The organism is Nonomuraea sp. NPDC003214 (assembly GCF_053590035.1).
Genome location: NZ_JBSFSX010000013.1, coordinates 72493 through 92523 on the forward strand (window position 1 = coordinate 72493; position 20031 = coordinate 92523).

At 73.8% G+C, this 20031-nt stretch carries 23 protein-coding genes; 13 read left to right on the forward strand and 10 right to left on the reverse strand.

Annotated elements, in window-relative coordinates; genetic code table 11:
• Positions 1–224: 224 nt before the first annotated feature.
• The 3 genes from ACWDXC_RS34835 (at position 225) to ACWDXC_RS34845 (ending at position 2760) form a co-directional block, all read left to right on the forward strand.
• A complete protein-coding gene (locus ACWDXC_RS34835; protein ID WP_449989283.1) occupies positions 225–803 on the forward strand; it encodes a hypothetical protein in 579 nt (192 codons plus the stop codon).
• A gap of 81 nt (positions 804–884) precedes the next feature.
• Positions 885–1487 carry a TetR/AcrR family transcriptional regulator gene (locus ACWDXC_RS34840; RefSeq protein WP_449989285.1) on the forward strand — a complete coding sequence of 201 codons (603 nt, stop codon included), beginning with the start codon at positions 885–887 and terminating at the stop codon, positions 1485–1487.
• Positions 1480–2760, forward strand: coding sequence for a glycosyltransferase (locus ACWDXC_RS34845; protein WP_449989288.1), 1281 nt, complete (start codon positions 1480–1482; stop codon positions 2758–2760). Before ACWDXC_RS34840 ends, ACWDXC_RS34845 begins: the two co-directional genes overlap by 8 nt.
• Positions 2761–2795: 35 nt before the next feature.
• On the opposite strand, the gene ACWDXC_RS34850 is transcribed toward ACWDXC_RS34845, so the two are convergent.
• The gene (locus tag ACWDXC_RS34850) at positions 2796–3368 is read right to left on the reverse strand and encodes a TetR/AcrR family transcriptional regulator (RefSeq protein ID WP_449989291.1); all 573 of its coding nucleotides are present in this window, start codon (positions 3366–3368) and stop codon (positions 2796–2798) included.
• A 57-nt stretch (positions 3369–3425) separates the two neighbouring features.
• Between ACWDXC_RS34850 and ACWDXC_RS34855 the strand changes: the two genes are divergently transcribed.
• Entirely contained in the window at positions 3426–5351 is a 1926-nt protein-coding gene (locus tag ACWDXC_RS34855; RefSeq protein WP_449989293.1) for a fumarylacetoacetate hydrolase family protein, read from the forward strand.
• Entirely contained in the window at positions 5348–5923 is a 576-nt protein-coding gene (locus ACWDXC_RS34860; protein ID WP_219513023.1) for a DUF2867 domain-containing protein, read from the forward strand. The genes ACWDXC_RS34855 and ACWDXC_RS34860 overlap by 4 nt, the downstream gene beginning before the upstream one ends.
• Before the next feature lie 21 nt (positions 5924–5944).
• Here ACWDXC_RS34860 and ACWDXC_RS34865 read toward each other — a convergent pair whose 3' ends face one another.
• Together ACWDXC_RS34865 and ACWDXC_RS34870 are read right to left on the reverse strand one after the other, a co-directional pair.
• The gene (locus tag ACWDXC_RS34865) at positions 5945–7102 is read right to left on the reverse strand and encodes an alpha/beta hydrolase family protein (protein ID WP_449989296.1); all 1158 of its coding nucleotides are present in this window, start codon (positions 7100–7102) and stop codon (positions 5945–5947) included.
• A gap of 65 nt (positions 7103–7167) precedes the next feature.
• A complete protein-coding gene (locus tag ACWDXC_RS34870) occupies positions 7168–8118 on the reverse strand; it encodes an AraC family transcriptional regulator ligand-binding domain-containing protein (protein WP_449989299.1) in 951 nt (316 codons plus the stop codon).
• 187 nt (positions 8119–8305) lie between these two features.
• Here ACWDXC_RS34870 and ACWDXC_RS34875 point away from each other — a divergent pair, with 187 nt between their 5' ends.
• The 4 genes from ACWDXC_RS34875 (at position 8306) to ACWDXC_RS34890 (ending at position 11216) form a co-directional block, all read left to right on the forward strand.
• The gene (locus ACWDXC_RS34875) at positions 8306–8578 is read left to right on the forward strand and encodes a hypothetical protein (protein ID WP_219512985.1); all 273 of its coding nucleotides are present in this window, start codon (positions 8306–8308) and stop codon (positions 8576–8578) included.
• A 120-nt stretch (positions 8579–8698) separates the two neighbouring features.
• Positions 8699–9160, forward strand: a complete 462-nt coding sequence (locus ACWDXC_RS34880; RefSeq protein ID WP_449989302.1) for a DUF6463 family protein — start codon at positions 8699–8701, stop codon at positions 9158–9160.
• A gap of 114 nt (positions 9161–9274) precedes the next feature.
• Positions 9275–10237 (forward strand): thiamine pyrophosphate-dependent dehydrogenase E1 component subunit alpha, encoded by a 963-nt coding sequence (locus ACWDXC_RS34885; RefSeq protein WP_449989305.1) that lies wholly within the window; start codon positions 9275–9277, stop codon positions 10235–10237.
• Positions 10230–11216 (forward strand): alpha-ketoacid dehydrogenase subunit beta, encoded by a 987-nt coding sequence (locus ACWDXC_RS34890; protein ID WP_449989307.1) that lies wholly within the window; start codon positions 10230–10232, stop codon positions 11214–11216. The genes ACWDXC_RS34885 and ACWDXC_RS34890 overlap by 8 nt, the downstream gene beginning before the upstream one ends.
• A 15-nt stretch (positions 11217–11231) precedes the next feature.
• Here the strand turns inward: ACWDXC_RS34890 and ACWDXC_RS34895 are convergent, their stop codons facing one another.
• Positions 11232–12065, reverse strand: coding sequence for an IclR family transcriptional regulator (locus tag ACWDXC_RS34895; RefSeq protein WP_449989310.1), 834 nt, complete (start codon positions 12063–12065; stop codon positions 11232–11234).
• A gap of 182 nt (positions 12066–12247) precedes the next feature.
• Here ACWDXC_RS34895 and ACWDXC_RS34900 point away from each other — a divergent pair, with 182 nt between their 5' ends.
• Positions 12248–13363, forward strand: a complete 1116-nt coding sequence (locus ACWDXC_RS34900) for an aminotransferase class V-fold PLP-dependent enzyme (protein WP_449989311.1) — start codon at positions 12248–12250, stop codon at positions 13361–13363.
• Positions 13360–13812 carry a RidA family protein gene (locus tag ACWDXC_RS34905; RefSeq protein WP_449989313.1) on the forward strand — a complete coding sequence of 151 codons (453 nt, stop codon included), beginning with the start codon at positions 13360–13362 and terminating at the stop codon, positions 13810–13812. Before ACWDXC_RS34900 ends, ACWDXC_RS34905 begins: the two co-directional genes overlap by 4 nt.
• Here ACWDXC_RS34905 and ACWDXC_RS34910 read toward each other — a convergent pair.
• Both ACWDXC_RS34910 and ACWDXC_RS34915 read right to left on the reverse strand, forming a co-directional pair.
• Positions 13794–14906: a hypothetical protein gene (locus ACWDXC_RS34910; protein WP_449989315.1), complete on the reverse strand. Its 1113-nt coding sequence runs from the start codon at positions 14904–14906 to the stop codon at positions 13794–13796. The two genes, ACWDXC_RS34905 and ACWDXC_RS34910, sit on opposite strands and share 19 nt — an antisense overlap.
• A gap of 30 nt (positions 14907–14936) precedes the next feature.
• A complete protein-coding gene (locus tag ACWDXC_RS34915) occupies positions 14937–15401 on the reverse strand; it encodes a MarR family winged helix-turn-helix transcriptional regulator (RefSeq protein WP_375073025.1) in 465 nt (154 codons plus the stop codon).
• Positions 15402–15431: 30 nt separating this feature from the next.
• Here ACWDXC_RS34915 and ACWDXC_RS34920 point away from each other — a divergent pair, with 30 nt between their 5' ends.
• The gene (locus ACWDXC_RS34920) at positions 15432–16520 is read left to right on the forward strand and encodes a GNAT family N-acetyltransferase (RefSeq protein WP_449989318.1); all 1089 of its coding nucleotides are present in this window, start codon (positions 15432–15434) and stop codon (positions 16518–16520) included.
• A gap of 11 nt (positions 16521–16531) precedes the next feature.
• On the opposite strand, the gene ACWDXC_RS34925 is transcribed toward ACWDXC_RS34920, so the two are convergent.
• On the reverse strand, positions 16532–16801 hold the full coding sequence (locus tag ACWDXC_RS34925; RefSeq protein ID WP_219510698.1) for a helix-turn-helix domain-containing protein: 270 nt from the start codon (positions 16799–16801) through the stop codon (positions 16532–16534).
• A gap of 88 nt (positions 16802–16889) precedes the next feature.
• Between ACWDXC_RS34925 and map the strand changes: the two genes are divergently transcribed.
• Positions 16890–17672 carry a type I methionyl aminopeptidase gene (map, locus tag ACWDXC_RS34930; RefSeq protein WP_449989320.1) on the forward strand — a complete coding sequence of 261 codons (783 nt, stop codon included), beginning with the start codon at positions 16890–16892 and terminating at the stop codon, positions 17670–17672.
• 10 nt (positions 17673–17682) lie between these two features.
• Here map and ACWDXC_RS34935 read toward each other — a convergent pair whose 3' ends face one another.
• From ACWDXC_RS34935 to ACWDXC_RS34945, 3 genes are all read right to left on the reverse strand, one after another.
• Positions 17683–18249 (reverse strand): rhodanese-like domain-containing protein, encoded by a 567-nt coding sequence (locus ACWDXC_RS34935; RefSeq protein ID WP_449989322.1) that lies wholly within the window; start codon positions 18247–18249, stop codon positions 17683–17685.
• Between the two features lie 42 nt (positions 18250–18291).
• Positions 18292–19674: an MBL fold metallo-hydrolase gene (locus tag ACWDXC_RS34940; RefSeq protein ID WP_449989325.1), complete on the reverse strand. Its 1383-nt coding sequence runs from the start codon at positions 19672–19674 to the stop codon at positions 18292–18294.
• 70 nt (positions 19675–19744) lie between these two features.
• Positions 19745–20014: a metal-sensitive transcriptional regulator gene (locus ACWDXC_RS34945; protein ID WP_357587878.1), complete on the reverse strand. Its 270-nt coding sequence runs from the start codon at positions 20012–20014 to the stop codon at positions 19745–19747.
• Between the last annotated feature and the right edge of the window lie 17 nt (positions 20015–20031).

Genomic DNA, 20031 nt, shown 5'->3' on the forward strand with positions numbered 1-20031 from the left:
GGTAATCCGCGCGGCGGATCGGAGATCACCCGTCAGGCGGACGAATCGGCGGCGCCTCAACGGCCAGCATGTGATCACCATCCCATGCGGCGCCTTCCAGGCGCCGTGCCCGCAGTACGGGACAAACGGGGCGTCACCGATCGCGCGGGATGGCGTGCGCTGAAAAGCTCACGCACTCGGTGCCCACCGGACGACATCGGAAACGAAACCGGAGGACGAAGAGCGTGTACAAGAAGGTGCTATCCGCTGTAGCGGCGACGGCCGCCCTGGCCGCCCTGCCTGCGGCCCCCGCGGCCGCGACCACCTCGCAGAGCGCGGAGGTGACGATCACGACCCAGCTCCAGCACACCTCCACGTTCAAGGAGTCGAGCGGCGTGGCGTTCACCTGCCCGCTGAACGAGGTGATCACGGGGCGCAAGCACAGCGGCGACGAGAACGGCTACACGACCTACTACTGCAGCCGGGTCCTCGTCAACGGGGAGCAGGCCGTGGTCTCGCCGGGGGCGTGGAGCGAGCCGCAGAAGGAGAGCAGCTCGTTCTACGAGACGCCCGCCGACCAGGCGATCGCCGGCAGGTGGCACACGGGGGACGAGAACGGCAGCACGCGGTACCGGCCCGCCACCCTCCACTGGCAGGGGCGGCAGTTGCGGCTGGCGGCCCACGTGTGGACGGGGAACCTCAAGGAGAGCAGCCACTACTCGCACGGCACCCCCGGCGAGGTCATGGTCGGCCGCGCGCACTGGGGTGACGAGAACGGCAGCACGAGATACCGGTACGCCACGGTCATCCTCGCTGAGGGGTAGATCGCGTTCAGGGGCTCGCCGTCACCGGCGGGCCCCGTTTTTCATTTGACCGGCGACCCAATTGAATATAGTAATGACTCCATGCAAACTGGGAGCAGGCGTCCGTACCGGATGGGAGCCCGCGCCGCCGCCGTGGAGGCCACCCGCGCGCGGGTGCTGGAGGCGGCGGCGGGGCTGTGGATGCGCCACTGGTACGACGACGTCACGCTGCAGCACGTCGCGGACGCGGCGGGCGTGTCCGTGCAGACGATCGTCAACCGCTTCGGCGGCAAGGAGGAGCTGGCCGACGCCGTCGCCGACTGGCTCGCCGCCCGGATCTCCGACACCCGCCAGGCCCCGGCCGGCGACGTGGCGGCGATCGTGGCGGCGCTGTTCGACGACTACGAGCGCGACGGCGACGCCGTGACGCTGTGGATCGCGCAGGTCGACCGCGTCCCGGCCATCGGCAGGGCCGCCGCCCACGCCCGCGCCCAGCACCGGGCCTGGCTGGAGCGCGTCTTCGCCGACCGGCTCCCCGCCGGCGGCCCCGCCCGCGAGCACGCGCTGAACCTGCACTACGCCGCCACCGACGTCTGCCTGTGGAAGCTGTGGCGGCGTGACCTCGGCCTGCCCCGCGCCGAAGCCGAACGCGCCATGCGTGACCTGCTGACCTCGATCGACCCGCGAAAGAGTGACCATGAGTAGCAGTTTCCTGTTCGCCACCTGGTCCGGCGGCGGAGCCGTGCCGCCCACCCTCTCGGTCGCCCGCGCGCTGCGCGAGCGCGGCCACCGCGTCCGGATGCTGGCGGACAGGTCGCTGCACGACGAGGTCGCCGCCACCGGCGCGGAGCCCGTCGCCTGGACGACGGCGCCCCAGGGCGACACCACCGACCCGGCGCAGGACCTGCTGAAGGACTTCGAGGCCCGCACGCCGATGGGCGCGTTCGCCCGGCTGCGCGACCGGCTCGTCTGCGGGCCCGCGGCCGACTTCGCCCGCGACACGCTGGCCGAGCTGCGCGCCCACCCGGCCGACGTGCTGGTCTCCGACTTCTCCCTGCTGGGTACGCTCACCGCCGGTGAGGCCGCCGGGATCCCGGTGGCCGCCCTCGGCACGACCCTCTACCCGTTCGCCACCCCCGGGGCGCCGCCGTTCGGGCCCGGCCTCAAGCCCGCCACCGGCCCGCTGGCCCGCCTGCGTGACCGGATCGTGGCGGAGATGACGCTCAGGCCGTGGGCCAAGGGCCTGCCGGCGCTCAACGCGGCCCGCACCGCCCACGGGCTGCGGCCGGTGGAGTCGGTCATCAGCGCGTTCGCCCGCGTCGACCGGTTCCTCGTGCTGTCGCCGCGCGCGCTCGACTACCCGGGGCGGCGCTTCCCCGACCACGTCCGCCACGCCGGGCCCCGGCTGGACGACCCCGTCTGGGTGGGGGAGCTGGAGCTGCCCCCGGGCGACGCGCCGCTGGCGCTGGTCAGCCTCAGCTCGACGTTCATGAACCAGCGCGCGCTGCTCGACCGCATCGCCCAGGCCCTCGGCACGCTGCCGGTGCGCGGGCTGCTGACCACCGGCCCGGCCGTGGACCCGGCGACGGTCCGCGCGCCCGGCAACGTGCTGGTCACCGCCACGGCCCCGCACAGCGCCGTCCTGCCCCACGCCGCGCTGACGATCACCCACGCCGGGCACGGCACGGCCGTCAAGTCCCTGGCGGCGGGCGTGCCCCTGGTCTGCGTGCCGCTCGGCCGGGACCAGGGCGAGGTCGCCCGCCGCGTCGAGCACGCCGGGGCCGGGCTGGTCGTGGGCAAGGGCGCCTCGGCCAGGACGATCGCCCGCGCGGCCGGCCGGGTCCTGCACGACGGCTCCTTCCGGCGCGAGGCGCGCCGGCTGGCGGACGAGATCGCCGCCGAGACGGCCGCCGACCTGGCGGTGGCCGAGCTGGAGTCCCTGGCCGCCCGCGCCGTCGGCGGGCCGACACGGCGCTGATCCGCGATGCCTGCGGGACGCCTGCGGGACGCCGATCAGGGCACCAGCGCGGCCACCATCGTGCGGAGCGTCGCGAGCGCCTGCCCGGCGTCGACCCGGTCGGGCGCCAGCAGCCACTGCTGGAAGATGCCGATGCCCGCGCCGACGATCACCACGGCCAGCGCGTCGGCCGACACCCCGGCGGGCAGCGGCGCCCGTCGCAGCCTGCGCCGGAGGTGCTCGCGCAGGGTGGCGTGGATCTCCGCGTAGCGGCTCTGGATGGGGGAGCCCGGCTCCAGCGCCTCGACCAGGAGCGTGACGAACAGCTTGGTGGTCGGCGCGGTGAACAGCGCCTCGAACTCGTCCTCCGCCTCCCAGAGCGGCCCGGGATCCGGCTCGTCGGCGTCGAGGCCCGCGCGGATCGCCGCCACCGAGCGTTCGAGCACGGCCAGGAGCAGCCCCTCCTTGCTGCCGAAGTGCCAGGGGATGGAGCCCCTGCTGATCCCGGACCGCTCGGCCACGTCGACGAACGTCGTCTGCCGGTAGCCCTTCTCGGCGAACAGCTCCGCGGCCGCGGTGAGGATCAGCTCGCGGCTCTCGTGGCTGGTCTGCTCTCGTCGCGTTGTCACACACCCTCCTTGTGTGCTAGCAATCATATTCTATGTTGGCCAACACAGGAGAGCATCGTGCGCTTCGTCACCTATGCCACCGCCGACGGCGACCGAGCCGGGGTCCTCGACGGTGACCTCGTCCACCCCCTCCCGCCCGGCGTCACGCTCGCCGGGCTGCTCGCCGGCGGGCTGCGGGAGGCGGGGGAGCGAGCACTGGCAGAGCCGGGCGAGGTCGTCCCGCTGGCCGGCGTCACGCTGAAGGCGCCGATCCCCACGCCCCCGTCCATCCGCGACTGCCTGTGCTTCCTCGACCACATGCGCGGCTGCCTGCGCGCCATGGGCGCCTCCGGCGAGCTCGAACCGACCTGGTACGAGATCCCGGCCTTCTACTTCGGCAACCCCGCCACCGTCGTCGGGCCGCACGACGACGTGCCCGTATCGCCGGGCAGCGCCTGGTTCGACTTCGAGCTGGAGATCGCCGCGGTGATCGGCGCCCCGGGCCGCGACCTGACCCCCGAGCAGGCCGGGAGCCACATCGCCGGCTACACGCTGATGTGCGACTGGAGCGCCCGCGACCTGCAAGGGCTGGAGAGCCAGCTCAAGATCGGGCAGGCCAAGGGCAAGGACGGGGCGACCACGCTCGGGCCGTGGCTGGTCACCCCCGACGAGCTGCCCACGGGCCCGGACGGCAGGCTCGCGCTCGGCGTCCGCGCCGAGGTCAACGGCGAGGTGGTCGGCGAGGGCCGCACCGACGCCATGGACTGGTCCTTCGCCGAGGTCGTCTCGTACGCCTCGCGCGGCGTGGAGCTCCGGCCCGGGGACGTCCTCGGCTCCGGCACCGTGCCCGGCTGCTGCCTGCTCGAACACCTCGACTTCGGCGACCTCGGCGCGTTCCGCGGCTGGCTCAAGGACGGCGACGTGGTGCGGCTGCGCGCCGACGGGCTGGGGGAGGTGCGGCAGACCGTGCGCGCCGCCGCCGCCCCGCACCCGCTGCCGCGGCGGCCCGACCCGGCCGCCGTCCCGCGTCCCGCGCGGGTCAACCCGGCCCGCTCCGCCGTGCCGTACACCGAAGGTCTGCACCAGGTCGGCGACGGCGTGTGGGCGTGGCTGCTGCCGGACGGCGGCTACGGCCGCAGCAACGCCGGGCTGGTCGCAGGAGACGGCGCGTCGCTGCTGGTCGACACCCTGTACGACCTGCGGCTCACCGCCGCGATGCTCGACGGCATGCGGCCCGTCACCGATCGGCACCCCATCAGCCACCACGTGCTCACCCACGCCAACGGCGACCACACGCACGGCGGGCAGCTGCTGGCCGGCTCGGTGCGCGTCATCGCCGCCGAGGGCACCGCCCACGAGATGCGGACCGAGCTGCCGCCGGAGCTGACGGCAGCCCTCCAGGTGATGGACCTCGGGCCGGCGCTCTCGCGCTACCTGCGCGCGCGCTTCGGCGACTACGACTTCGGCGGCATCCGGCTGCGCGCCCCCGACCAGACCTTCGAGCGGCGGCTGAGCGTCGAGGTGGGCGGGCGGGAGGTGCGCCTGCTCGACCTCGGCCCCGCGCACACCGGGGCCGACACGGTCGTGCACGTTCCCGACGCGGGCGTGCTGTTCGCCGGCGACCTGTTGTTCGTCGGCTGCACGCCGATCGTGTGGAGCGGGCCGATCGCCAACTGGATCGCCGCCTGCGACACGATGATCGCGCTGGACGCGCCGACCGTCGTGCCCGGCCACGGCCCGGTGACCGACGCCGCCGGCGTCCGCGCCGTACGCGACTACCTGAGCCACGTCGTCGAGCAGGCGGACGCCGCCCACGCCAAGGGCCTGGACCTGCGGGAGGCGGCGTTCGGGATCGACCTGGCGCAGTACGCCGCCTGGCTGGACGCCGAGCGGGCCGTGGTCAACGTCTACCAGCGCTATCGCGAGATCCGCCCCGACCAGCCGGTGCTCGACAGGTTCGCGCTGTTCGCCCTGATGGCCGAATGGGAGGCCGCCCGCTCATGAGACTTCCGGACACCGCCCACACCTCCGTCCCGTGGCGCATCCACGCCGTGGCACCCGACTTCAGGCTGGAGGACGTGTGGGCGCTGCCCACGCCCGGCGGCCCCGGCGACCTGGACCGGCTGGTCGCCCAGATGGCGGGCGGCGCGGGCCGGTTCTCCGGGCCGAGCCGGTGGCTGTTCGCGCTGCGCTGGAGGCTCGGCGCGCTGTTCGGCTGGGACGGGCCGGGCTCGGGCGTCGGCACGCGGGTGGAGTCGCTGCGTCACCGGCTGCCCGCCGACCTGCGTGACGGCCCGCGCGGCCCGGACCCCCGCGCGGTGCCGCTCACCTCCGTCTACCTGACCGGCGCCGAATGGGCGGCGGAGCTGGCCAACCGCACCGTGCACACCGTCATGCACATCGGCTGGGTCCCGGACGGCACGGGTGGCCACCGGGGGCAGATGGCGGTGCTGGTCAAGCCGAACGGCCTGTTCGGCAGGGCGTACATGGCCGTCATCCGGCCCTTCCGCCGCCTGGTCGTGGACCCGGCGCTGGTCCGGATGATCGGCAGGGGCTGGCGGGCCGGGAGCCCGTGACGGGCGACGGGGCCCGGCTGGTCAGGCCCGTACGCCGAGCGTCTCGTCGAGCCAGTCCACGGCCTCCTGGGCGAGCCGGGTCGGGTTGTTGACCTGGCAGTGCGCGTCGGCGCCCGAGGCGGCGTCGAACTCCAGCAGGGTCTTGCGCGCCACCGGCAGCGCCTCGTGGAACCGCCGCGCCTGGTCGACGAGGACGGGCGACTCGCCCAGCCCGGCGATCGACAGGAACGCGCTGCGGATCTCGCCCGGGTCGGTGGTGAAGGTCGCCAGCAGACGGGCGAAGTCCACGGGCTCGGCCAGGCCGGAGCGCCACAGGTACATCCGGAAGCTCTCCTTCATCGCCCCGTCGGTCGCCATCGCCTCGACCACCTCGACGGGCAGCACCGCGCCGAAGTCGAGGATCGGGGTGCTGGCGACCCCGGCGGCGATCCTGCGTTCGAACATCAGCGCCCGGCTGATCATGTAGCCGCCGCCGGAGAACCCGATGATCGCCAGCTTCGCGGTGTCCTGCCCGTAGGTCCCCACCAGGTGGTCGACGATCGCGCCGACGGGCCGCTCGGTCTCGGCCATCAGGTGCAGCCCGCGCAGCGGCGTGCTGCCCTGCCCCGGCAGGTCGACGATGACCGTGGTGTAGCCGCGTTCCCAGGCGTTGCGCCCGGCCAGGTGGTACATGTCCTCCTTGCTCGTGTCCCCGCCGCCGATCACGATCAACGTGGGCGTGCCGGGGCCGGCGTCGATCCGCAGGCCCGGCAGCGACGCGCCCTCGAACGGCACCTCGATGAAGGTCATCGGGAGAGCCAGCAGCTCCACGGCCCGCCTGAAGGCGTCCTCGTACTTGGAGATCAACGGGAGGAACCGCTCGCCGCGGCCGGCGAACTGCCACGCCTGCCGGTAGGCGTAGTAGGCCTTCATCAGGACCTCGCCGGCGCTCCGCCTGCGGCCCTGTCCGGCCCACCGCTCGGCCAGGGCCCGCTGGGCGTCGCCGAAGCCCTCGAACTCCGCCACCCAGCCGGCCGTGTCGCCGTCCTCGATCCGGGAGGCGATGTGGAACAGCTCGCCGAAGTCCAGCCCGCCGGTCTTCGCCGCGCCCAGCGACCACTGGAAGATGAAGTCCATGTCGCGGTCGTCGAAGAAATAGCGGGTCGCGTTGCTGCGCTGCAGCGTGGTGTTCTGCGTCATGGGGGCGAAGGTACGGCCGCGCCGCGGCGGCCGGTAAGGACCGGAGGCGTGGTCCGGGGGACCTTTCACGCGCCCCCGCGATGCTGCTGGGGCGACCTTCCGTGCGTGCGGCGGAAGGCCCGGCGGAAGGCCCGCTCGTCCGAGTATCCGAGCCGCCGCGCGATCACCGCCGTCGGCAGGCTACCGTCGCCCAGCATCTCCACCGCCAGGTCGCCGCGGACCGCTTCGAGCTCACGCCGCCAGCTCGTGCCCTCCCGCTTGAGCAGTTCCTGGAGCCTGCGCGGGCTGATCGCGAAGTGCCTGGCCGCGGCTTCGAGGTCGCCGAGATGCTGCGCCTGGTAGGCCCGCACCCTGTCCCGCCAGCTCTCCTCGGCGGGGAGGAGCTGCGCGGCCCGGCGCCGCAGCATCGCCGCCGTCACCGGATCGGCTCCGACCAGCGGGATCTCCAGTTCGGAGCGGCGGAAGGTCAGCGAGTTGGCCGGCCGCCCGAAGTCGACGGCGGGGGAGCCGTAGGCCTCGGCCAGGTCCCCGTGACGGCGCGGCGCGGGCATAGCCAGCCCGACGTGGACGGGGGTGATCGGCTTGCCGGCGGCCACGCGGACGAGCGCGAGCTGCCAGCCGAGCAGGAACGTGACCGCGTGCCTGTTCTGCGTCGGCAGGCTCCGGCTCAGCGTGACCAGCCCGTCGTGCTCGTTCCAGCCGTACGACCCGCCCGTGGAGAGCACCCCCACGTTCCGTACGGCGGCGCCGAATGCGCCCGCCAGCGTGTCCGAGCTCAGGAACAGGAAGTCCAGCAGGCCGAACGTGCCCGGCTGGTACGCCCGCCCGAGCGTCAGCCCGAAGTCCGGGTCGCCGTTCAGCCTCGCCGCCCGGGTCCAGAGCTCGTCCACGGCGTCGGCGGGGACGCGGGAGGGGAGCTCGTGATCGGACAGGCCGGTCTCCCGGGCCAGCCGCTCGGGGTCCTCGCTTGCGCCCAGCACGTATTTGACCGCTGATGCCGCAATTGTCCCATTCACAGCGGGAATTGTACGTCCCGACAGGGCATACCATTCCGTATGGTACCTTTTTCGATCAAGGAACGAGGGGCCGCCCGTGAAATGTCCGGGTGGCCGAATTACTCCTTGAATTCAGTGGATTCCCGCACCTCAGAAAGGTCGCATCATGCGTTTTTCCCGTACCGTCCGTTCCGTCATGCTGGGATGCGTGGCGACGACGCTCGCCCTCGGCCTCGCCTCCTGCGGCGGCGGCGTGGACAAGGCGAGCTTCACGGAGAAGCTGAAGGCCGAGGCGGACATGAAGGGCATGCCCGAGCCGGCCCTGTCCTGCCTGGCGGACGTCGCCCTGAAATACGGTGACGCGAAGAGCCTGCAAAGCTACATGGACGGCTCCCTCAAATCGGCCGACGACATCAAGGGCCTGACGGGGAACAAGGAGGCCGAGCAGGCGCTGTCCAAGTGCGCCCAGCAAGTGGGCTGACCGGGCTCCGCGCGCGCTCGCTCACCTGCGCAAAGAACCATACGATCCGGTATGGTATGGTCCGCCTGGTAAGCGAGCGCGACCCTGCGCGCCTGGCCCGGACGAGTGGGAGCACACCACATGAACGCACTGACCCGATGGGTCCCCCGCCTGATCATCGCGCTGGCGATCGTGCACTTCGCCTACGCCCTCGCCACGCCGAACTCCTGGGCCGACATGGCCGGCGACGGCTTCTGGGCCTCCGCCGCCGACACCTCCGCCGCCGACTACTACAAGCGCGAATACACGCTCTACTTCTTCGCCGCCGGCATCCTGCTCCTGGCGCTGGGCACCCTCGCCCGGACGCTGGCCCACCTCACGGGACGCTTCCCGGCCCAGGTCGGCTGGTACCTGATCATCAGCGGCGCCCTGCTGTGCGTCATCGAGTTCCCGGTCACGGGCGGCTGGCTGATGGTCGCCATCGGCGTGCTCGGCCTCGTCGCCGCGCGCCGTGCCGGCACGGCCCGGCCGCCCGCTCACCCGCGCGATCTCACCGGACCCGAGGCGACCGCCCAGCAGCCGTCAGCACCCCGCACGCTTTGATCCACTGTGCATTCATGTGCAGATAGTCGAAAGCGGGCCGTCGCGCGGTGGAGGCGACAGGGGGACGGACGCACAGTGAATGCCGTGACGACCCCCGCAGGAAAGGTGGACCAGTTGCCTCATCCCCCTACCCAGACCGCGCTGGCGGATCTGGCCGGACTGTGGCGGATCCGGGTCTTCGAGGAGACCGTCACCCGCCTGCGGGTCGAGGAGCGGATCGCCGGCTCGGTCCACCTGTGCATCGGCCAGGAGGCCGTCCCGGTGGGCGCCTGCGCCGCGCTCGACCTGACGCGTGACGCCGTGTTCGCCACCTACCGAGGCCACGGCTGGGCGCTGGCCTGCGGCGCCGACCCGGCGGCGCTGTTCGCCGAGTTGCTGGGCCGGGAGACCGGCACCAACGGCGGGCGGGCCGGCTCGGCGTACCTGTCGGATCCCGACCACGGCTTCTACGGCGAGAACTCCATCGTGGGCGCGCACGCCCCCATCGCCGTCGGCGCCGCGCTGGCCGCCCGGTACGACGGCTCCGGCCGGGTCGCGCTCGCGGTGTTCGGCGACGGGGCGATGAACCAGGGCGCCGTCCACGAGGCCATGAACATGGCGAGCGCCTTCGACCTGCCGGTCGTCTTCCTGGTGGAGAACAACCACTATTCCGAACTGACGCCGATCGCCGCGATGGTCAGGGACGACGACCTGGTCTCGCGCGCCGCCGCGTACGGCATGCCGGGCTCGTGGGTGAACGGCAACGACGTCGGCGCCGTCCGGCGCGTGGTCGCCGAGGCGGTGGACGCCTGCCGGTCCGGCCGGGGGCCCGTCCTCGTCGAGGCGCACACCCAGCGGCTGGTCGGCCACTACATCGGCGACGCGCAGACGTACCGGCCGCGTGACGAGGTGGAGGCCGCCCGCGCCACGGAGCCGATCGTCGTGCTGACTTCGGCCCTGCGCGCGGCAGGGGCCGGCGACGCGGAGCTCGCCGCGGTCGAGGCCCGGGCGCGTGCCGAGATCGCGGCCGCGGCGGTCACCGCGCTCGCCGCGCCGCCGGCCGACCCCGCCACCGTGAAGGAGCACGTGCATGGCTGAGATCACCTACGCCCAGGCCGTCAACGCCGCGCTGCGCCGCGCCCTCGCGGAGGACCCGGCCACCCTGCTGTTCGGCGAGGACGTCGCGCTCCCCGGCGGGGTCCACGGCGTGACCCGCCGCCTGCGCCGGGAGTTCGGCGAGCGCGTCTTCGACACGCCCATCTCCGAGTCGGCCATCCTCGGCGGCGCCGTGGGCGCGGCCATGATGGGGCTGCGGCCGATCGTGGAGATCATGTGGGCGGACTTCGCATTCGTCGCGTTCGACCAGTTGATCAACCAGGCGGCCAACGTCCGGTACGTCTCCCGGGGCAGGCTGACCGCGCCGATGACCGTACGCACCCAGCAGGGCGCGACACCCGGTTCCTGCGCCCAGCACTCCCAGAGCGTGGAGGCGCTGTTCGCGCACGTCCCCGGCCTGCGGGTGTGCCTGCCCGCCACCCCGCAGGACGCCTACGACCTGCTGCTGGCCGCGATCGGCTGTGACGATCCGGTCGTCGTCATCGAGAGCCGGGAGCTCTACCACTCGCTCAAGGGCCCGGTCGACCAGGACGGGCCCCGGGCGCCGATCGGCGGCGCGCGCGTCCACCGCGCGGGGTCCGACGTCTCCGTGGTGACCTGGGGGCCGATGCTGCACACGGTGCTGGAGGCCGCCCGGGTCCTGGAGTCGTCCGGCGTCAGCGTCGAGGTGATCGACGCCCGCTGGATCGACCCGTTCGACACGGACACCGTCGTGGACAGCGTCTCGCGTACGGGCCGCCTGGCGGTGGTCCACGCGGCGAACCTGACCGGCGGCTTCGGCGCGGAGGTCGTCGCGCGGGTGGTCGAGCGCGGGGTGCCGCTGTCGGCGCCGCCGCTGCGGATCGCCACCGAGGACCTGCGGATCCCCGCCGCGCCCGCGCTCCAGCGGGCCGCGATCCCCGGCCGTGACACGGTGGCCGGGCGGCTCCTCTCGATGTTCGCACCCGCGACGGCCGCGTGACGGGCGGGCGTCCCGTCAGTCGCGGCCGGGCACGGCCAAATGATGACCGCGCAGGAGGTTCGTCGCGATGGCGGCGGCCTCCTGCACGGCGGCGACCAGGTCGCGCTGGGCGGCCCTGAACCGCGTGGCGGGCGCCGACACCGTGTACGAGCCCGCCGGAGCGCCGTCCTGGCCGAAGTACGCGGCGGAGGCGCAGCAGATGCCGTCGCTGAACTCCTCCAGGTCGAGCGCGAAGCCCTGCCTGCGGATGTTGCCGAGCTCCACGGTCAGGCTGTCGACGTCGCCGAGGGTGCGCGCGGTCAGCCGCCGCAGCTCGACCCCGCGGAACATGATCTCGATCTGCTCGTGCGGCAGGTGCGCCAGCACCGCCTTGCAGGAGGCGCGGGCGTGCGTGTCGCCGGTGTGGCCGACGTCCAGGCCGCGCACGCCGAGCGCCTGCTCACCGGCGATGAACTGCAGCAGGGTGATGACGCCGTGGTGCCAGCCGCTGACGTACGAGGTCTCCCGCGTCCGGGCGTGCAGCCTGGCCAGGATCGCAAACAGCTCGGGAAGGGGCTCGAACCTGGCACGCAGCTGCCTGCCGAGGGAGGCGCCGCCCGGGCCGACGTCGATGCGCCCGCCGGGCAGCCGCACGACGTAGCCGCCCGCCTTGAGCGTGCGCAGGATGTGGTAGCAGCGGCCGAGGCTGAGGCCGAGCTGCCGGCTGAGGCTCTTGGCCGTGGCCTGGCCGCCCGCGAGGGCGACGGCCCGCAGCACGTCGATGCCTCGCAGCAGGGTCTGCAGGCTGCCGTCGCTCTCGGCGGCGGATGGCGGCAGGGCGGTGCCGGTCATGCTGGGCTGGCTGGTCATGCTGGGCTGGTCATGCTGGCTCCCGGGCTGGTCGCCCGCACGCTATGCCATGAGCGGGCAGGTCACGGGGTTCGTCGAAGCGAGTTTTCGACTATAGCGAAAGGCCGGACCGGCCCTGGGCCGGTGCCCGGGGCCGCGGGCCATACTGCCAACCGCAGAACCGACGGACCCGGAAGGATCACATGCTCAGCTCCGAGCAGTTCCGGTCGCGCTTCCCCGCGTTGCAGCGCCACGTCTGGCTGGACACGCCGGCGAGCCCGCCCGCCGCGCTCGAGGTCGCGCACGCGCTGCAGGCGGCCCTGGACTCATGGCTGTACGGCGACTTCGACTGGCAGGAATGGGACCGCGCCTCCGGCGCCGCCAGGAGCTCGGTCGCCCGCCTGCTGGGTGTCGCCGAGGAGCGGATCGCCGTCGTGGGCTCGGTCGCCGAGGCCGCCGCGACGGTCGCCAAGTCCCTGCCGCCCGGCCGGATCGTGGTGCCCGCCCAGGAGTTCCGGAGCAACCTGTTCCCGTGGCGGCAACTGGAGTCCGCCGGGCACGAGGTGACGCTGGTGCCGCCCCGGGACGGCCGCACCCGGACCGAGGACCTGGTGGCGGCGCTCGATCCGCGCACCACGCTGCTCGCCGTCAGCGACGTGCTGTCGATCGACGGCCACCGCGCCGACCTGCCCGCGCTGCGCCGGGCCGCGGACGGCGTGGGCGCGCGGCTGTTCGTCGACGCCACCCAGTCGCTCGGCGCGCTCCGCCTCGACCTCGACCGCGTACGCCCCGACTACCTCGCCGTGCACGGCTACAAGTGGATGCTGTGCCCGCGCGGGGCCGCCTGGCTGGTCACCGCGCCCGAGCACGTCGGCGAGCTGGTTCCGCTGCTGCCGAGCTGGAAGTCCACCGAGCCCCCGCACGGGTACTTCGGCGGGCCGTACGTCACCGCCGGCAGCGCGGCGCGCTGCGACACCTCGCCCGCCTGGCTGTCCTGGGTCGGCGCGCTGCCCGCGCTGGACCTCCTGCTCGCTCTCGACGCCGAGCGGGTCGAGCGCCACTGCCTGCGGCTGGCCGCCGAGTTCCGGGAGCGCGTGGCCGAGGCGGAGGCCGGCGCCCCGCTTCCCGGCAGCGGGAGCCACATCGCGGTGGTGCGCGTCAGCGACCCGGACGCTGTCCGGGCCCGGCTGGCCCGGGAGGGCGTGCGCGCCACCCTGCTCGGCGACCGGCTGCGGGTGGGCTTCCACTACTTCAACGACGGCGGCGACGTCGAACGGGCCGTCGACGCGCTGCGAGACCGGAAGAGGCGAGCGTCATGATCAACCGTTGGAACCCCGCCGGGGTCCCGGCACCCGTCGGCCGCTACAGCCACGTGGCCGCGGTGCCGGGAGGCACCACGCTGGTGTTCGTCTCGGGGCAGGTGGGGAACCTGGCGGACGGCTCGCTCGCGGGCCCGGACGCCCTGTCGCAGACCCGCCAGGCGTTCGCCAACCTGCGGTCCGTGCTGGACGCGTGCGGGGCGGGGCCGGACGACGTGGTCAAGCTGCTGACCTTCGTGGCCGGCGCGGAGCACCTGCCCGGCTTCCGCGCGGCCCGGGACGAGGTGTTCGACGCGTGGTATCCCGGCGGCGACGTCCCGGCGCACTCCCTGGCCGTCGTCGCCGCGCTGGCCGACCCCGCGCTCACGGTGGAGATCGAGGCCGTCGCCGCGGTGAACGGCGGCCTCCGGGCACCGGGGCCCGGCCCGGGTCACCTGGCCAGTTCGTAGAGCTGCGACACCCGGCCGCCCTGCCTGGCGTACACCCACACGCGGGCGGTGCCGGGCACCGGCGCGAGGTCCATGATCTCGGTCGGCCCCTCGGGGAGCGGGTGCTCGGTCCACCGCCCGTCCTTGACGTGCAGCAGGTACGGTCTGCGCCCCTGGTCGGGGTTGGCCGCGATCCACACCCCGCCGTCGGTGTCCGCCCGCGCGACGGTCAGCGCGGTCCCGGGCATCGGGCGTTCCACCCGTCTCCACGTGCCGCCCGCCCAGCGCAGGACCACGCCCTCCTTGGCCGTGTAGCGCAGGCAGGCGCCGGGCTTCTCCACCAGGACCGAGCCCACGGCCCAGGCGTCGTCACGGCGGGGCACGGCCAGCGCCTGGATCGAGAACCTCGGCCACCCCGTGCTGACGCAGCCCGCGCTGGTGGGGCTGGGGGACGGGACCGGGATCTGAGGCAGGGGGTGGACGCTCCACCGGGAGCCCTCCCACCGGATGGCCTGGGTCGCGCCGCCGGCCTGCTGGATCGCCCAGACCTGATCGGGCCCGGAGGCGGCGACCCGTTCCAGCCATGCCGAGCCCGCCTCGCCCGCGGGTCTCCGCACCGGCTTCCACCTGCCGCCGTCCCGCCGGTGCAGGTACCAGCCTCCGTACTCGCCGGTCTCGGCCAGCCACGCCTCGCCCTTGGCCGGGACCGCCAGGTCCCTGACGTCGAGGTCGTCGTAGGGAGAGGACCGGGGGCGTCTCACCCACTGGCCCCGCGCCCGCTGCCACACGCTGCCGGACACCAGCCAGAGGTCGTCACCCTCCGGTGACGTCCGGAAGCCGAAGCCGTAGCCCGCCGGGGTGAAGGCGCCGGGCGGCTCGGTGCGCCGCCAGGCGCGCCCGTCCCACCGCATCATCAATGCCCGGTCGCCCGCGACGAAGGCCCACGCCTGCCCCGAGCGCGTGGCGGCGACGGAGTGCCACCGGTGCTCGCCGGACCCGTTCCAGGTGTGCGTCAGCCGCCACGACCCGCCCGGGTCCGCCGGCGTCCGGGCGGGTGATCCGGCGCTGGGGGCGCACGCCGTGAGCAGCAGAAGCAGGACCCAGACCAGCCGCATAGCGGCCCATCCTAGGACGCTTCACACCGGTCAGGTGGGTTCTTCCAGTTTGCCGGCGATCTCTTCCAGGGCGGCCAGGTCGGCGGGGGAGAGCCGGTCGATGACGTGGCGGCGGACCGATTCGAGGTGGGCGGGGGCGGCGTCCTCCAGCGTTTCGAGGCCGTGGTCGGTGAGGACGAGGTAGCAGCCCCGGCCGTCGTCCGGGTCGGGCTCGCGCCGCAGCAGGCCGCGGGCCTCCATGCGGGTGGCGTGCCGGGACAGGCGGCTGCGCGACCAGCCCATCTTGGCGGCCTGCTCGTGCAGCGTGCTGGTGCGGCCGGGGCGTTCGGACAGCGTGCTCAGCACCTCGTAATCAGGGTCGGACAGGCCGAGTTCGGCCAGGTCGCGCGCGGTGCGCGTCTGGACCGCGATCATCATGCGCCGCAGGGCACGCCACGCCCGTTCCTCGTCGGCTTCGAGCCAGCGCACCGTGGCGTGAGACTGCTTCTTTGACATGTAAACAAGTTACCAGGTACGGTCGTTTCCATGTCAACGAAAACTACGCGTGTCCTCGTCCTGGTGTGCAGCACCCGTCCCGGCGCCCTCGGCCCGGTCGTGGGGGAGTGGCTGATCGGCGCGATCGCGCCCCGGGCAGCCGAACTCGGCGTGGAGCTCGTGCCCGTGGCGCTCGGCGACCTGGCCCTGCCGTTCCTCGACGAGGAGGAGCACCCGTCGTCCGGCGTCTACCGGCAGGAGCACACCAAGCGGTGGAGCGCGATGGTGGCCGCCGCGGACGGCTTCATCGCCGTCACGCCCGAGTACAACTACGGCATGCCGGCCACGTTCAAGAACGCCCTGGACTACCTCGGCCGCGAGTGGGCGTGGAAGCCGATGGGGTTCGTCAGCTACGGCAACACCTCGGCGGGCACCCGGGCGGTCCAGCACGCCAAGCAGGTGGTGACGACACTGCGCATGGTGCCGCTGGGCGCCACGGTCGCGCTGCGCATCGCCGACACGGTGGAGAACGGGCGGCTACGCCCGGACGCCGCCCGCGACTCGGCCGCCGCCGGGATCCTGGACGAGCTCGTCGGCCTCACCCACGCCCTGCGCCCGATGCGCGAGCGGATCCGCTCGACGCCGGGGCCGCTGCCGGGCTCGTACATCCGGGAGCTGACTCCTGACGACGCGGCGGAGGTCCTGGTGCTCCAGCGCTGCTGCTGGGTGGACGAGGCGCAGGCCAACGACACGCTGGACATCCCCGCCCTGGGGGAGTCGCTGGAGCAGGTGCGCGCGTGGCTGGGCGCCTGGCAGGGCACGGGCCTGTGGCGGGACGGTCGACTGCTGGGCATGGTGCGCACCCGGCGCGCGGGCGACGACTGGCACGTGGGCCGGCTCGGCGTCGCCCCGGACCTGCGCGGACAGGGCGTCGGGCGCTGGCTGCTGCGCCGGGCCGAGGCCGCCGCCGACGCGGACTGCCGCCGCGTCGTGCTGTCCACCGGCGCCGGGAGCCGCCGCAACCTCGCCCTCTACCACGCCGAGGGCTACCGCACGGAGTCGTCCGACGGCACGACGGCCTCGCTCGTCAAGCCGGCGCCCGCGAACGACGCCGTGGGGGAGCCGGCGGGCGTGGCGTGAGGGGCGGGCCGCTACGAGGCCGCCTCCAAGGGCAGGTCGCTGCCGCGCCAGGTGGCCGCCAGCTCCTCGACCGGCAGGCCGAGCGCCTCGCCGAGGCAGACGATCGTGCCGAAGCCGGGAGACGGGAGCCGTCCGGTCTCGATCTTGCGCAGGGTCTCCGGCGAGATGCCGGCCGCCTGCGCGACCTCGGCCAGGTCGCGTCCCGCTCGCGCGTGGCGCAGGAGGGCGCCGAGACGCCGGCCGGCTTCGATCTGCTCGCGTGTGAGCGGTTGGCGGACCATGCGCCCCAGGATAGTGCCGGTATAACTATACCGGCAAGCGCCTGGATGGCGGTATAGTTATACCGACACTCTAGGACGCGAGGTAACCGTGATCGAACTGAAGACGCCTGCGGAGATCGAACGCATGCACGTGGCCGGGCGGTTCGTCGCCGAAGTGCTCTCCGAGGTCGGCCGGCTCGCCGACGTGGGCGTCAACCTCCTCGACCTTGAGCACCACGTACGCGGCATGATCAAACGACGTGGCGCGGAGTCGTGCTACTGGGACTACGCGCCTTCCTTCGGGGACGGCCCGTTCCGCAACGTCATCTGCCTGTCGGTCAACGACGCCGTCCTGCACGGACTGCCCCACGACTACACCCTGCGTGACGGCGACGTGCTCAAGGCCGACCTCGCGGTCGGCATCGACGGCTGGGTGGCCGACTCGGCCCGTACGGTCATCGTCGGAACCCCCGCCGAGGAGGACCTGCGGATCGTCCGCGCCACCGAGGAGGCGCTGGAGGCGGCGATCGAGGCGGCCCGGCCGGGCAACCGCCTGGGCGACATCTCGGCGGCCATCTGGGCGGTGGCCGGCGACTACGGCTACCCGGTCAACACCGAGTTCGGCGGGCACGGCATCGGGCGCACCATGCACGAGGGGCCGCACGTGTCGAACAAGGGCAAGGCGGGGCGCGGCCTCGCGCTCCGGCCCGGCCTGACGCTGGCGATCGAGCCCTGGTTCGCCCGGACGACCGACCGGATCGTCTACGACCCCGACGGCTGGACCATCCGGTCGGCCGACGGCTCGCGTACGGCCCACTCCGAGCACACGGTGGCCATCACCGAGGACGCCGCCCTGGTGCTCACCCGGCGCGAACCGGACGAAACGGCCTGAGAGTCGGCGGTCACGGGCGGCCGGTCAGCGCCGCCAGCGTCTGGGCCTCGGGCCGGGCCGAGGCGGTCCGGTTCCACGGGAGCAGTGACAGCGCCCTGGCCATCGCGCAGGTGTCGGTGAGCGCGGAGAAGGTCAGGCCCGCGCCGATCGCCCCGGCCACCCACGTCAGCGGCCGCCAGGCCATGCCACCGGCGACCCCGGCGAGCACGAGGGTGCCCGCCACCATGCGGACCTGGCGTTCCATCGCCCAGGCGCCGCGCCCGTGGTTCAGCGGGGCGCCCTCGCTCTGCCAGGCGGTCAGGCCGCCGTCGAGCACGCTCACGGCCGGCAGGCCCGCCGCGGCGGCGATCGCGTGGGCGTCGCGGGCGCGCACGCCGGAGCGGCAGACCAGGACGACGTGGTCGTCGTGCCGGGCGGCGAGGCCGGCGGCGTGCTTGCGGATGAGGTCGAGGGGGACGTTGGCCGAGCCGGGGATGTGGCTCGCCGCGAACTCCCCGGGGCTGCGGACGTCGATGAGCCGGACGCCCGCGCCGCTGTCGAGCAGGGCGCGGACCTGTGCGGTGGTGAGGGTGGTCATGTGCTGGCCTTTCTGGTCGGTACGTTCGCGGCGCGCGGCGGGTCAGGCGGCCATGGCGAGCCCGGCGGAGGCGGCGCGGTCGAAGGCGTCGTTCACCAGCACGACCTCGCGTCCCGTCCTGGCGAGCAGCGAGGCGGCGGCGGTGGCGCGGTAGCCGCTGCCGCAGTGCACCCAGACGGTCCCGGCGGGGATCTCGCCGGCGCGGGCGGCGAGTTCGGGCAGCGGCACGTGCACGGCGCCGTCGATGTGGGCGGCGTCCCACTCGTTGCCGAGCCGCACGTCGAGGATCACGTCGGGGGCGGGCAGCCCGGCCGGCACGTCACCCGCCAGCGCGGCCGCCAGCCCGGCGAACGTGGCCGTGCGCAGCTCCCGCACCTGGGCGGGGTCGTCGGCGAGCCGCCGGGGCGTGCCGGTGGCCGCGGCGGCGACCCGGTCGACGCCGATGCGCACGAGCTCCCGCTGCGCGTCGGCGACCTGCTCGGGCGTCTCGCCGATGAGGGTGAGCGGCGCGCCCCGGTCGATCAGCCAGCCGAGCCAGGTGGCCATCGGGCCGTCCAGGCCGAGGCTGACGGTGCCGGTCAGGTGGGCCTCGGCGTAGGCCGTGCGGTGGCGCAGGTCGACCACCCATTCGCCGGCCTCCAGCCGCGCGCGCAGCTCGCCGGGGGTGATGCCGGGCGGGCGGCGCAGGTCGACCGGATCGGGGCCATGCAGGTTGATGACGCCCATGTGCGCGTAGTAGGCGGGGTAGGCGTCGAGCCCGGCCAGCGTCCGGCTGACGAACTCGTCCTCGGCCAGGCGCAGCGCCGGGTTGACCCGCCGCTCGCGTTCGATGGTGGAGTCGTCGCCGGACGCCTGGGTGGCCGAGCAGAAGCTGCCGAAGCCGTGGGTCGGCCAGACGGCGGCGCCGCCGGGCAGCAGGTCGGACAGCTTGCGCACGGAGGCGTGCTGCTCGCGGGCGAGCGTGTCGGCGTGCTCGTCGCCCAGCAGGTCGGTGCGGCCCGTGGTGCCGAACAGCAGCGAGCCGCCGGTGAACACGCCCCGGACGCCGTCGGCGCCCTCCAGCACGTAGGACAGGTGGTGGAAGGTGTGGCCGGGCGTGGCCAGGACGCGCAGGCGCAGCTCGGGCGAGACCTCGACGACGTCGCCGTCGGCCAGCGGCAGGTGCGGGAACGGCGGGCGGTCGGCGGCGGCGAAACCGTACTGGGCGCCGGTCAGCCTGGCCAGCTCCAGCCCGCCGGAGACGTAGTCGTTGTGCACGTGCGTCTCGACGACGTGGGTGATGCGGGCGCCGGCGCGGCCGGCCAGGGCGAGCACCCGGTCGACGTCGCGCTGCGGGTCGACCACGACCGCGGCCTGCCCGTCGGTGGCCAGATAGCTGTGGTCGCCCAGCGACGAGGTCGCGATGACGTGGACGTCGATGCTCATCATTCCTCCTACACCCCCGGGGGTATCCGGGTCAGACATTGCGCTCATCGCCTTCCCGCGTCGCGGGACTTCAGGCCAGCGCCAGGAAGAGCTTCTCCAGCTCCTGCTCGGTCATGGGCGGCTCGTCGCCGCGCTCGCGGGCGGCCTGGCAGTGCCGCAGCCCGGTGGCCACGATCTTGAATCCGGCCCGGTCAAGCGCCCGCGAGACGGCGGCGAGCTGGGTGAGCACGTCGGCGCACTCCTCGCCGTCCTCGATCATCGAGATCACGCCGGCCAACTGCCCGTGCGCCCGGCGCAACCGGGTCAACGCGTCGCCCACGAGGGCGGGGGTCATCTCCATGACACCGAGCATACCCC